At 69.2% G+C, this 12,156-nt stretch carries 13 protein-coding genes; 9 read left to right on the top strand and 4 right to left on the bottom strand.

Annotation, left to right across the window (positions count from 1 at the left end):
• Nucleotides 1-9: 9 nt before the first annotated feature.
• Nucleotides 10-873 (bottom strand): pyrroline-5-carboxylate reductase, encoded by an 864-nt coding sequence (gene proC, locus JSQ98_RS12460; protein ID WP_211649970.1) that lies wholly within the window; start codon nucleotides 871-873, stop codon nucleotides 10-12.
• Between the two features lie 136 nt (nucleotides 874-1,009).
• Between proC and JSQ98_RS12455 the strand changes: the two genes are divergently transcribed.
• From JSQ98_RS12455 to JSQ98_RS12435, 5 genes are all read left to right on the top strand, one after another.
• Entirely contained in the window at nucleotides 1,010-1,972 is a 963-nt protein-coding gene (locus JSQ98_RS12455; RefSeq protein WP_200330306.1) for a cation diffusion facilitator family transporter, read from the top strand.
• Nucleotides 1,973-2,151: 179 nt separating this feature from the next.
• Nucleotides 2,152-3,288 carry an ABC transporter substrate-binding protein gene (locus JSQ98_RS12450; RefSeq protein ID WP_211649969.1) on the top strand — a complete coding sequence of 379 codons (1,137 nt, stop codon included), beginning with the start codon at nucleotides 2,152-2,154 and terminating at the stop codon, nucleotides 3,286-3,288.
• Between the two features lie 95 nt (nucleotides 3,289-3,383).
• Nucleotides 3,384-4,229 (top strand): ABC transporter permease, encoded by an 846-nt coding sequence (locus tag JSQ98_RS12445; RefSeq protein WP_211649968.1) that lies wholly within the window; start codon nucleotides 3,384-3,386, stop codon nucleotides 4,227-4,229.
• The gene (locus JSQ98_RS12440) at nucleotides 4,226-5,068 is read left to right on the top strand and encodes an ABC transporter permease (RefSeq protein ID WP_249290830.1); all 843 of its coding nucleotides are present in this window, start codon (nucleotides 4,226-4,228) and stop codon (nucleotides 5,066-5,068) included. The genes JSQ98_RS12445 and JSQ98_RS12440 overlap by 4 nt, the downstream gene beginning before the upstream one ends.
• Nucleotides 5,065-6,159: an ABC transporter ATP-binding protein gene (locus tag JSQ98_RS12435; protein WP_211649967.1), complete on the top strand. Its 1,095-nt coding sequence runs from the start codon at nucleotides 5,065-5,067 to the stop codon at nucleotides 6,157-6,159. Before JSQ98_RS12440 ends, JSQ98_RS12435 begins: the two co-directional genes overlap by 4 nt.
• A 255-nt stretch (nucleotides 6,160-6,414) precedes the next feature.
• On the opposite strand, the gene JSQ98_RS12430 is transcribed toward JSQ98_RS12435, so the two are convergent.
• On the bottom strand, nucleotides 6,415-6,849 hold the full coding sequence (locus tag JSQ98_RS12430; protein ID WP_211650541.1) for a nucleoside deaminase: 435 nt from the start codon (nucleotides 6,847-6,849) through the stop codon (nucleotides 6,415-6,417).
• A 56-nt stretch (nucleotides 6,850-6,905) separates the two neighbouring features.
• Here JSQ98_RS12430 and upp point away from each other — a divergent pair, with 56 nt between their 5' ends.
• From upp to JSQ98_RS12415, 3 genes are all read left to right on the top strand, one after another.
• On the top strand, nucleotides 6,906-7,544 hold the full coding sequence (upp, locus tag JSQ98_RS12425; RefSeq protein ID WP_090146417.1) for a uracil phosphoribosyltransferase: 639 nt from the start codon (nucleotides 6,906-6,908) through the stop codon (nucleotides 7,542-7,544).
• Nucleotides 7,545-7,914: 370 nt separating this feature from the next.
• Nucleotides 7,915-8,610 (top strand): winged helix-turn-helix domain-containing protein, encoded by a 696-nt coding sequence (locus JSQ98_RS12420; RefSeq protein ID WP_090146412.1) that lies wholly within the window; start codon nucleotides 7,915-7,917, stop codon nucleotides 8,608-8,610.
• Between the two features lie 150 nt (nucleotides 8,611-8,760).
• Nucleotides 8,761-9,459, top strand: coding sequence for a DUF4870 domain-containing protein (locus JSQ98_RS12415; protein WP_211649965.1), 699 nt, complete (start codon nucleotides 8,761-8,763; stop codon nucleotides 9,457-9,459).
• A 116-nt stretch (nucleotides 9,460-9,575) separates the two neighbouring features.
• On the opposite strand, the gene JSQ98_RS12410 is transcribed toward JSQ98_RS12415, so the two are convergent.
• Nucleotides 9,576-9,926, bottom strand: a complete 351-nt coding sequence (locus JSQ98_RS12410; protein ID WP_211649963.1) for a TIGR02611 family protein — start codon at nucleotides 9,924-9,926, stop codon at nucleotides 9,576-9,578.
• A 69-nt stretch (nucleotides 9,927-9,995) separates the two neighbouring features.
• Here JSQ98_RS12410 and JSQ98_RS12405 point away from each other — a divergent pair, with 69 nt between their 5' ends.
• Complete coding sequence (locus JSQ98_RS12405) at nucleotides 9,996-11,240, top strand: aminotransferase class I/II-fold pyridoxal phosphate-dependent enzyme (RefSeq protein WP_211649961.1); 1,245 nt, start codon at nucleotides 9,996-9,998, stop codon at nucleotides 11,238-11,240.
• Here the strand turns inward: JSQ98_RS12405 and JSQ98_RS12400 are convergent.
• Nucleotides 11,152-12,150 carry a glycosyltransferase family 2 protein gene (locus JSQ98_RS12400; RefSeq protein ID WP_249290829.1) on the bottom strand — a complete coding sequence of 333 codons (999 nt, stop codon included), beginning with the start codon at nucleotides 12,148-12,150 and terminating at the stop codon, nucleotides 11,152-11,154. The two genes, JSQ98_RS12405 and JSQ98_RS12400, sit on opposite strands and share 89 nt — an antisense overlap.
• Between the last annotated feature and the right edge of the window lie 6 nt (nucleotides 12,151-12,156).

Below are 12,156 nucleotides of genomic sequence, written 5' to 3'. Positions count from 1 at the left end.
GATCGCCCCTCACTCCCCCCGTTCGATCTCCTCCGAGCGGCGCACGTTCGCCGCGAGCGCGCGATCGAAGAGCTCGGCCCAGCCTCCTCGCTGCAGTTCGATGATCGCCTGCTCCGTCGTGCCCTTGGGGCTCGTGACGTTGCGACGCAGCGTCTCGGGGCTCTCGTCGCTGTGCGCCCAGAGCTGAGCCGCGCCCACGATGGTCTGCTTGACGAGCGTGCGGGCCTGATCCTCATCGAACCCTGCTCGCTCGGCCGCCGCCGTCATCTCCTCGGCATAGAGGAACAGGTACGCGGGCCCCGAGCCGGACACCGCAGCGACCGCGTTGATCTGGTCCTCGCGCACGATCAGCGCCTCGCCCACGGTCGCGAACATCCGCTGCACGAGCGCGATGTGCTCCTCAGTGGCCAACGCGCCGCCCGCGATGCCCGTCGCCCCGAGTCCGATCGTCGACGGCGTGTTCGGCATCGCCCGCACCACCGGAACGCCCGCCGGCAGCTCGGCCTCGATCGCCGAGTTCGGCACGCCGGCGGCCACGCTCACGACGACGGCGCCCGGCTCGAGGTCGCCGGCGATCTCGCGCACGACATCGCGCATCATCCACGGCTTGACGCCCAGCACGACGATCTCCGCGCCGCGCACGGCCCGCCGGTTCGCATCCGAATCGCGCTCCGACGAGAGCGCCGTCACGTCGCTCGCCCCGGCGAACGCCGCAGCGCTCGCCTCCGACTTGGTGGTCACCGTGATCGGGCGCTCGATGTCGACGTCGGGTGCGCGCAGGCCCTCGAGAATCGCGCCTCCCATCGAACCGACACCGATCATCGCGGTGCGAGGCAGGCGGGCAGTGGTACGGGGAGCTGTCGATTCGTCCATGCCCCCAGTGTATGGAGCACCTCCGACAGAATGAGACGCTGACCTTGTCCGTTTCCATACCGCCCCGACGCGGGGTCCGGCATAGACTTGGGCCAGCAATTCGGACACTCGAGGTCCATCATGGGAGGCATCTGGAATGAGCGCGTCAGGCGGCAGCAAGGCGATCATCGCGGCGTTACTCGCCAACTTGGGAATCGCGGTGACGAAGTTCATCGCGTGGGCGTTCTCGGGCTCCTCCTCGATGCTCGCAGAGGGCGTGCACTCGCTCGCCGACTCGGGAAACCAGGTACTGCTGCTCGTCGGAGGCAAGCGAGCGCAGCAGAAGGCCGATAAGGAGCACCCGTTCGGCTACGGTCGCGTCAGATACGTCTACGCCTTCGTCGTCGCGATCGTGCTCTTCTCGATCGGCGGCGTCTTCTCCGTCTACGAGGGCGTGTCGAAGATTCAGCACCCCCACGCGCTCGAGGTGTGGTGGCTCCCGCTCGCCGTGCTCCTCATCGCCATCGTGCTCGAGAGCTTCTCGCTGCGCACCGCGGTGCGGGAGAGCCGGCCGCACAAGGGGACTTCGAGCTGGTTCCAGTTCATCCGCCGATCCAAGGCGCCGGAGCTGCCCGTCGTGCTGCTCGAAGACCTCGCCGCACTGCTCGGTCTGGTGTTCGCGTTCATCGGCGTCGGCCTCACGGTACTCACCGGCAACGGGCTCTTCGACGGCATCGCAACCGTCGCGATCGGCGTGCTGCTCGTGGCCGTCGCCATCGTGCTCGGCATCGAGGTCAAGAGCCTGCTGGTCGGCGAGGGCGCGAACGACGACGACGTCGCCAAGATCGAGGCGGCGCTCCTCAAGTCGCAGGACATCATTCGCATCATCCACATGAAGACCCTCTATCTCGGCCCCGACGAGTTCATGGTCGGCGCGAAGGTCGACATCGCCCCGACGAAGACCATGAACGAAGTCTCGGTCATCATCAACCTCGCCGAGCGACGCGTGCGCGAGGCCGTCCCCGCCGCACGCGTCATCTACATCGAACCCGACGTCTACCTCGACCCCGATGCCGCCACACTGTCGACGAGCTCGATCGTCATGCTGTCGAGCGACTGATCGCCCGATCCGCGCTCGTGCTGCATCGGGTGCACGCACCGTTCACCCAGCAGCCATCGCGTAGCTCCGTCCCGGCCACCGCGCACTTCTAGCGTGGGGTCTCGGATCGGCCTCCCCTCACGGGCGAGTCCGCACGCGCCTCCCGGCGATCCGAACCCCATCTGTTGGAAGGAACACCCGTGACCTCTCGCGCTATTGTGCGCTCCGCCGCCGTGATCACCGCCCTCCTCATCGGCGGCTCGCTCGCCGCCTGCTCCACGGCGAGCAACGCCGAAGGCGGATCGAGCTCATCGACCGACGCAGCCACCGCCACCAGCGCCGAAGACTTCGGCGGCATGGATGCACTCGTGGCCGCGGCGCAGGAGGAGGGCGAGCTCAACGTCATCGCGCTGCCAGAGACCTGGGCCAACTACGGCAAGATCATCACCGGCTTCGAAGACAAGTACGGCATCACCGTCAACTCGGCGTCGCCCGATGCATCGAGCGCCGAGGAGATCCAGGCCGCGGAGAACCTGCAGGGGCAGGACACGGCGCCCGACGTCTTCGACCTCGGCACCGCGGTGGCGCTCGACAACCTCGACAAGTTCGCGCCCTATCAGGTGGAGACCTGGGACGACATTCCCGCAGGCAACAAGGAGTCGACCGGCCTCTGGGTGAACAACTACTCGGGGATCATGTCGATCGGCTACGACGCCGACGCGCTCGCCGAGCCGAAGGCGCTCGACGATCTGCTGGATGCGGGTTACCAGGGATCCGTCGTGCTCAACGGCGACCCGACGCAGGCCGGTGCGGCGTTCGCCGCCGTCGGCTCGATCTCCGCGCTGAACGGCGGAGGCGTCGACGACTTCGGCCCCGGCATCGACTTCGTCTCCGAGCTGCGGGACGCGGGCAACCTGCTGACCGTCGACCCGACGCCGGCGACCATCGCCTCGGGCGAGACGCCGCTGGTCTTCGACTGGTCGTTCAACAACATCGCGGCCGCCGCTGACAAGCCCAGCTGGAAGACCACCGTGCTCGAAGGGCCAGCGTACGTCTCCTTCTACAACGAGGCCATCAACAAGGACGCCCCCAACCCCGCTGCCGCCCGGCTGTGGCAGGAGTGGATCTTCTCCGACGAGGTGCAGAGCCTGTACCTCGAGGCGAATGCGGTTCCGGTGCGGGCCGACGCGCTGCAGCAGGCCGGTTCCGTCGACGAGTCGCTCCTCGAGGCCGCCACGTTCGGCACGAGCAGCGACGACTGGATCACCCCGACCGAAGACGACACGGCCGCCGCCAACACGCTCCTCGGGGAGCGCTGGGCCGACGCCATCAAGTAGTCCCGGATCCGTGCGGTGGGGGCGCGATCAGCCCCCACCGCACGCGTGCGTCTGCACCATCGTCATCTCAGTTCGGCCGACCGCCCGGAGCCCACGTGAAACGCCTCATCTCGCTGATCGGGCTCGCCCCCTTCACCGTCTACATCCTGCTGTTCCTCGCCGTACCCACGATGCTCGCCGTGGGCAGCGGCTTCACCGATGATCGGGGATTCACCCTCGCAAACCTTCAGGTGCTCACCGCGCCGGCGACACTCAGCGCTTTCGGCGCGAGCGTCGGCGTCAGCTGCATCACCGCCGTGGTCGGCGCCCTGATCGGAGCGATCCTCTGCTGGGCGCTCGCCGGGCTCCCGGAGAACGGACCGCTCCGACGCGTCATCGATGCTGCGAGCTCCGTGCTGGCTCAGTTCGGCGGCGTCATGCTCGCCTTCGCCTTCGTGGCGACGATCGGCATCCAGGGGCTCGTCACAGTCACCCTCCGCGATCGCCTCGGCGTCGACATCTACGCCGAAGGGGTCTGGCTGTACGAACTGCCCGGGCTGATCCTCCCCTACCTCTACTTCCAGGTGCCGCTGATGGTCATCACCTTCCTGCCAGCCGTCGCCGCCCTGCAGCCCGGGTGGGCTGAAGCGGTCGCGACGCTCGGCGGCAACAGCTTCAGCTACTGGTGGCGGATCGGCCTGCCCGTACTCGCCCCCGCGTTCCTCGGCTCGCTGCTCCTGCTCTTCGCGAACGCGTTCTCGTCGTATGCCACGGCGGCCGCACTCATCAGCCAGGGCGCGCAGATCGTCCCGTTGCAGATCCGCGCGGCACTGATCGGTGAGACCGGCGGATCGAACTCCGCGACTGCCGGCGTACTCGCGCTCGGCATGATCGTCGTGATGACCGTCGTGATGCTCGCCTACGGCAGACTCATGGCCCGTGCGGGGCGGTGGCAGCGATGAGCACGCGCATGCCCGGTCGCCCGTCACGAGGCGTCGCCTACGCCGTCGTCGGCGTCATCGGACTCGTCTTCCTCATTCCGCTCTTCGCAATGCTCGAGTTCACGCTGCGGCAGACCACCGGCGGGTACGGCCCCGGCCACTGGCTCGCGCTCTTCGACCCCAATAACGCCCGCGCGTACCGGCCGCTGTTCCAGGGCCTCGGCAACTCCTTCCTCCTCGCCGCCCTCACTCTCGTGATCGTGCTCGGCGTGTTCTTCCCGACCGTCGTGCTCGTGCACCTGCGGTTTCCCCGACTCGAACGAGCGCTCGACCTCCTCACCGTGCTGCCCATCGCGATCCCCGCCATCGTGCTCGTCGTCGGGTTCGCGCCGATCTACCGCGCACTCGGCTCCGTCGTCGGCTCCGGAGCGTGGACCCTCTCGCTCGCCTACGGCGTGCTCGTCCTGCCCTTCGCCTACCGAGCGATCAACTCGGACCTGCAGGGCATGGACGCCCGCACCCGCGCCGAGGCCGCCCGGTCGCTGGGTGCCGGATGGGGCACCGTTCTCGTGCGGATCGTCACGCCCGGAGTGCGGCGCGGGCTGCTCGGGGCATCGCTCCTCACCATCGCGATCGTGCTCGGCGAGTTCACCGTGTCTTCACTGCTCAACCGCGTCACGCTCCAAACGGCGCTGCTGCAGATCTCGAAGTCGGACCCGTTCGAAGCCGTCGCGGTATCGTTGCTCTCGCTGGTCGGCGCCTTCCTCGTTCTTCTCCTCGTCAGCAGCACCGGGGGCGCTCCGCGCCGTCGCACGCGACGCGGTTCCCGCTCGAACACTTCCCAGGAGTCCTCCTCATGAACGGCACGATGACCCAGACCCGATCGGGCGCCGCCGTGCGCCTCGAACAGGTGACCAAGGCGTACGGGGCGACCACCGTGCTGCACGGCATCGACCTGGCGCTCGAACCCGGCGAACTCGTCTGCCTGCTCGGCCCGTCGGGCTGCGGGAAGACGACGGCGCTGCGCTGCATCGCGGGCCTCGAAGACGTGACGTCCGGGCACGTGCGCATCGGCGACGACGACGTGACCGGCGTGCCAGTGAACCGACGCGACATCGGCATGGTCTTCCAGCAGTACTCGCTCTTCCCCCACCTGACTGTGGCGCGCAACGTCGAGTTCGGGCTCGGCATGCGCAAAGTGCCGAAGGCCGAGCGCGTCGCACGCATCGGCGAGATGCTCGAGATCGTCGGGCTGACCCACCTCGCGGAGCGCTTCCCGCACGAGCTCTCCGGCGGGCAGCAGCAGCGCGTCGCCCTGGCGCGCGCGCTCGTCACTCGCCCACGGGCACTCCTGCTCGATGAGCCGCTCTCGGCGCTCGACGCCAAGGTGCGGGTGCGGCTCCGCGAGCAGATCCGCATGATCCAGACGGACCTCGGCATCACGACCGTATTCGTCACGCACGATCAGGAGGAGGCGCTCGCCATCTCCGACCGGGTCGCGGTGATGGAGGGCGGCAGGATCGCGCAGCTCGGCACCCCCGAAGACCTCTACCGCCGGCCGGCGTCGCCCTTCGTCGCCGACTTCGTCGGGCTCTCCAACCAGCTCGAGGCGACGCAGGAACGGGAGCTCGTCAACATCCGCGGCGCCCGGCTCCCGACGATCGCTCCGGCGGGAACCGGTACGACCGGCGTGGCCGGCGCCCGAGTGGTGGCGTATGTGCGCCCCGAGCACGTGCGGCTCGCGGCAGAGACTCCGGGATCCTTCGCCACGCCGCTGAGCGGGGTCGTCCTGTCGAGCGGGTTCCTCGGGCCCATTCGCCGTACCGTCGTGCAGCTCGACGACGGCACCGAACTGGCGTCGCAGCACGCGGCCGACGAGTCGTTCCGCGCAGGAGACCGCGTCGTCGTGTCATTCGCCGCCGAACCGGTCACGGTCGCGCCCCGCGTCTGACGGGGCCCGGGGCGGCTCGGCGCCTCCGCCTCCTACTGAGCCTCCGCCTCCGCCACCGCCACGCGGGTCACTTTGGGAGAGTGTTGCGCCGCGCGACCGCGCCGACACCCTCCCAAAGTGACCCCGCTGGCCGTGAGGTGCGGGGCGCCCCGGCGGGGCACCCCGCCCACTGCCGCCGGAGCGGGGTCACTGTTGGTGCGTGTCGGGCGCGCGACACGCACCAACAGTGACCCCGCTCGCAGAAGGTGCGCGCCGCTAGCGGCGGTGCTCGAAGAAGGCGCGGAGCAGCGCGGCGCACTCGTCGGCGCGCACCCCTCCCACCACCTCCGGCACCGCGTGCGGCAGTCGCCCGTCGCGCAGCAGATCGTAGACACTGCCGACAGCACCGGCCTTCTCGTCCCACGTTCCGATCACGACGCGCTCGATGCGCGCAGCGAGGATCGTGCCGGCGCACATGACGCAGGGCTCCAGCGTCACGACGAGCGTGCAGCCGTCGAGCATGCGACTTCCACGCGCAGCTGCCGCCTCGCGAATGGCGAGCACCTCGGCATGGCCCGTCGGATCCGGCACCGACTCGCGGGCGTTCCCGCCCGCACCGATGACGACCCCGTCGGCATCGAGCACGAGCGCTCCGACAGGAATCTCGCCCGCCTCGAATGCCTCGCGCGCCTGGTGGAGCGCGAGTCCCATCGACTCGAACTCGGCGCGCGATGGGGGGATGGGGGTCACGCCAATAGAATAGGTCCATGCGAGTCTTCGTTGCGGATCATCCCCTCATCACCCACAAGCTCACCGTGTTGCGTGACACGAAGACCTCCCAGCCGACGTTCCGGCTCCTCATCGAGGAGCTGATGACGCTCCTCGCCTATGAGGCCACGCGCGAGGTGCGCGTCGAACCGCACGCGATCGAGACGCCGGTCGCGCCCACGACGGGCGTGAAGCTCAGCGAGCCGTTGCCGCTCATCGTCCCGATTCTGCGCGCCGGGCTCGGAATGCTCGAGGGCATGGTGAAGCTCGTCCCCACAGCCGAAGTCGGATTCCTCGGCATGGCACGCGACGAAGAGACGCTGCAGCCCACGACGTACGCCGAGCGGCTGCCCGATTCGCTCGCCGGGCGTCAGTGCTTCGTGCTCGACCCGATGCTCGCGACAGGAGGATCACTGGCGGCAGCGATCAAGTTCCTGTTCGACCGCGGCGCCGACGATGTGACGGCGATCTGCGTGCTCGGCACCCCTGAGGGCGTCGAGGCGATCAAGCAGGCAGCGGGCGACCGCGAGGTGACGCTGGTGCTCGGAGCGCTCGACGACGGCTTGGACGAGCACGCGTACATCGTCCCCGGCCTGGGCGACGCCGGCGACCGCCTGTACGGCACCGCCGACCACTGACCCGGCCGCGCGACCGCTCAGTTCTGCTGCATCCGCAGCTTCCGCTTGACACTCGGAGCAATGCTTTGCTTAACTTGCGGTTATGCATGAGACCATTCGTCCCCAGTCCGCCTTCGAGGTGAACTTTGGGAACCCCGGCATGATGATGGCCGGGCAGAGTGTCATGCGTTGTCGAATGTGCATGTGAACGTGTTCTAGCAGTACGTCCACCCCGCGACATCTTCCCGTCGCCGCGATCTCGGGTCGCCGCTTCCACTGAGACTCCTCGGAAGCGCCGCCCGCTTCGCCCGCACCACTGGCCGGTCACCGGCCTCCGTGTTCCGCGCACCGCTGCGCCGAACCGCATTCGACAGCCTCGAAGGACATCATCATGAACGCCACCACCCAGACCCTCCGCGCCGCTCGCCCCGACCTCGCCGCAGATCTCTCGCCGCAGCAGACCTCAGAGCGCCGCGTTCCCGAAGGCACCGAGGTGCGCGGTTTCGCACTCTACGTCGGCCTCGCCGACGACAAGATCGCCGACGGCGACCCGAAGCTCGGCGCCATCGTCACCCGCATCAAGCAGCTCGTCGCCGAACTCGCTCCGGCGGCCGAAACCTACGCAGCCGTCGCCCTCGCCCCGGAGCAGACCGGCGGTCGTGACGTCGACGTCGTGCGCCTCGCGCTCGGCGACCCCGCAGCTGTCGCCCGTCAGAAGCAGCACGAAGCGGAAGAGCAGGATCACGCTGCGAGCGGCGTGATCCTCGATCTGTCGCGGAAGCGCGTCCTGCTCGACAACGTCACTGCCGCGCTCACGTTCCGGGAGTTCGAACTGCTGCAGTACCTCGTGCTGCGCGAGGGGCGCACGATCAGCCGCGAGGAGCTCATCTCCGCGCTGTGGAGCGAGGGCACCGACGAAGAGGTGCCCAGCGAGCGCACCATCGACGTGCACATCCGCCGTCTCCGGGTGAAGCTGGCGCAGTACCAGGACATCGTGCGCACGGTGCGCGGCACCGGATACCGCTTCGACCGTCACGCTGACGTCGCGATCCTCCACACGGCGGCACCGAGCCCCGACGCTTTCTGAGCCGCACCGCGCGGATTCACCGCACGGCGCAGGGCCGTGACCGCTGCTGCCGTGCGGCGCCGCCCCGTCGCGCGCTGCAACGCGCTACCGCGTCGTGAGCCACCTGCGGTAGCCTCGGAAACGCATCCTACGTCTTGAAGGAGACCGAACATGACTACGTTGCCCCCAGAGGATCAGCCCGGCCGAGAGTCTGCCGCACCCGTTTCAGGCGATCCCGCACCGACCACGCCACCGGCTCCTCCCGCGCCTCCGGCGACGCCCCAATCGCCCCCGAGTGCTCCCGAGACGCCTTCGACGGCGCCGCAGTTCCAGTCGCCGCAGTACCAGGCGCCGGCCACGCCTCCGGTCCCGCCGCAGGCGCCGCAGTACCAGGCGCCGCAGTACCAGGCACCGAACGCGCAGCAGCCGCAGCAGCCCCAGCAGCCGCCGCAGTACGGCGCGCCGGGCCAGACGCCTCCGCCTCCGGGCGGCTACCAGCAGCCGCCCGCCGGCTACGCTCAGCCGGTCGCCGATCCGGCCAGCAACGTCGTGCTCAACTACTGGCTGTCGGTCTTCTTCTCGTGGATTCCCGCGCTGATCTTCTTCCTCGTCGACAAGGACAAGGGCGATCAGCGTCTCTACGCTTACCAGCGCGACAACCTGAACTTCTCGCTGCTGCGCGTCGGCGTCGGCCTCGCCACGTGGATCCTCGGTCTCATCCCATACCTGGGGCTGATCTTCGGCTTCCTGCTCGGCATCGGCTCGGTCGTGCTGTTCGTGTTCCACATCATCGCCGCTGTGAAGGCGAGCGAGGGCTTCCGCCGCGGCGAGCAGCCCGGATTCATCTTCAACGTTCCGCTCATCAAGTAGCGCAGCGTTCCTCCGTCGACGGCGCCCCGGTCAGCTTCTGCGAAGCCGGGGCGCCGTTGTCATATCCGCGCTGAGCTGCAGCCGTGATCGCGCGCCGCTCCCGGGCGGTCAGCGGCTCAGGTGCCGAGAGCAGCACGGCGCGAGCGCCGTGCTCGCCAGCGCTCGGCGAAGCGAGCGAGGGCCATGCGCGCCCATACGAGCAGCCGGCGCGCCCAGTGGAACTCGGTGCCGAGTATGGCGAGTCCGAAGAAGACGATGAGCCAGCCCGGCCCGGGCAGCGGCACCAGGATCAGCCCGATGCCGACGATGAGCGCACCCACCGCGGTCAGGGCGACGCGGTAGAGCGTGTCGAGCCACCGACGCCGTTTGATGACGGCGCGAACGCGCGACGAGCCACGCGCGATGCGATCCCAGCGACGACGCGAGCGCCCGTCGGGCGCGGCTCGGTGTGCGTCGGGTGCGGGCATGGGGCGAGCCTAGGTCGTGACGCTGGCAGCCCGCCGCGAGTCAGGTGAGTGCTCGCTTAGACTGTCGGAATGACTGAGCGATGGCGGTCCGTGGCGGCAGCGGCGGGCCTGGCGGCCGACGACGGCTCGACCCGGCCGACCATCTTCGCGGAGATGACCGCACTGGCGCTGGCGACGGATTCCGCGAATCTCGGGCAGGGGTTTCCAGACGCCGACGGCCCCGAATGGATCCGTCGGATCGCGGCGGAGGCGATCCTGCAGGGAGAGAATCAGTACCCGCCTGGGCGCGGGATCCCAGCCCTGCGCGAATCGATCGCGCAGCACCGTCTCCGCCACACCGGCATCGCCGTCGACCCGTCGACCGAGGTGCTGGTGACGGCTGGCGCGACGGAAGCCCTGGCCGCGGCGCTGCTCGCATTCACCGGTCCCGGTGATGAGGTCGTGACGCTCGAGCCCTTCTACGACGCCTACGCCGCACTCATCGCCATGTCGGGTGCGACGCATGTGACGGTGCCGCTCCGGCACATGGACGGCGCGTTCCGAGTAGACCGCGCCGCCCTCGCCGACGCCGTGGGAGACCGCACTCGCGTGATCGTGATCAACACTCCGCACAATCCCACCGGCACCGTGCTGAGCGCCGACGAGCTCGGCCTCATCGCCGACGTCGCGCAACGCGTCGACGCTCTCGTGCTGACCGATGAGGTCTACGAGCACCTCACGTTCGACGGAGCCCGGCATCATGCGCTCGCGGCGCTTCCCGGCATGGCCGACCGAACCATCACGATCTCGTCCTCCGGCAAGACGTTCTCGCTCACCGGTTGGAAGATCGGATGGGCCGTCGGCCCCGCGCCGCTCATCGAGGCGATCACCGCGGTGAAGCAGTTTCTCACCTACTCGGGCGGAGCTCCGTTCCAGCCCGCGATCGCACGAGCCCTTGCCGCAGGCGACGACGACATCCTCGAGCTGCGCGACTCCTTGGCGGATCGCCGTGACCTGCTCGTCTCGGGCCTGCGCGCGGCCGGCTTCGATCTCGTGGTCCCAGGCGGCACGTACTTCGTGTGCGCCGACGCGACACCGTTCCTGAGCGATGCCGCACCCGATGGTGCGGCGTTCGCGCGCATGCTGCCCGGTGCGATCGGCGTGGCGTGCGTGCCGATCTCCGCGTTCTGCCGCGCAGGGTCGGAGACGGCTTCTGCGCTCTCGTCGTGGGTGCGCTTCACCTTCGTCAAGGACGAGCGGACCCTGCGTACCGCGATCGATCGCCTGTCTCGGCTCGGCGGCGCAGCTGAGCCTGCGAGTGAGCAGCACGGCTGAGCCGCGCGTCTCCGTAACGCACGCCTCCGCGCAGGCGCAGTGCGAGGGCGATCCAGATCGTGACGCCCCGTTCGATCATCCACAGCGGCGCCCACCAGGGCGCGCTCCGCGGGAAGACCCTGCGACCGTTGCTGCGCCGCCGACCGCGCTCTGCGACGAGCAGCAGCGCACCGAGCAGGGCGATGGCGCGTGCGCGCTTGCGCAGGCACCAGAGCACGACCGGGAGGATCGCTGCTTCGGCGAGGAGACGCGCGGGCTGAGCCCAGCTGTCGTACGCCTGGCGCACGCGCTGAGACCGGAAGTGGCGCGCCGAGGGCGGGCGCCGCGCGACGTAGATCCCGGGTCGGTGCGCGACCCGTCCCCCGTGCGCGCGGACGGTGCGTTCGAGTTCCAAGTTCTCGAACAGCACTTCGGGATCGTACCCGCCCATGGCGGTGAACGTGGACCGTCGCAGCCCGTACGTGCCCGGGTAGTCTTCACCCAGCGCGCGATTGAGCAGGCTGCGGCCCGTATCCCACCTCGCGTGCCAAGGGGCCGGGGTGAAGTAGTTCTGCGGTTTGACGAGATCGGCGGCGCCCAGGGCGCGGATCACGGCGGCCAGCGCGGGGCGGTCGTACCGCACATCGTCGTCCGCGAGGATGACGCGCTCGTGGCGCGCGGCTGCGACTCCCGCGAGCACCCCGTGCACCTTGCCGTTGCCCGCGCCGGAGCCGGTCACCGGAAGGTGCCGCACGATACCCCGCCAGGCGTCAGCATGCGCCGAGAACCGCTCCTCGTCCGACCCGTCGACGACGGTGACGTCGATCCATGTGGCGAGTTGTCGCAGGTACGGCGTCATCTCGGCGAGCTCGTCATCCGCGCGCCAGCGCAGCGGGATGACGTACTCAGCCGCTTCTCGGTCGCCCATCATGCCGCC

It is taken from the genome of Leucobacter manosquensis, assembly GCF_018304845.1.
Lineage (GTDB): Bacteria > Actinomycetota > Actinomycetes > Actinomycetales > Microbacteriaceae > Leucobacter > Leucobacter alluvii.
The sequence above is the reverse complement of the archived record's forward strand: the minus strand, read 5'-3'. Positions and strand labels throughout refer to the sequence as shown.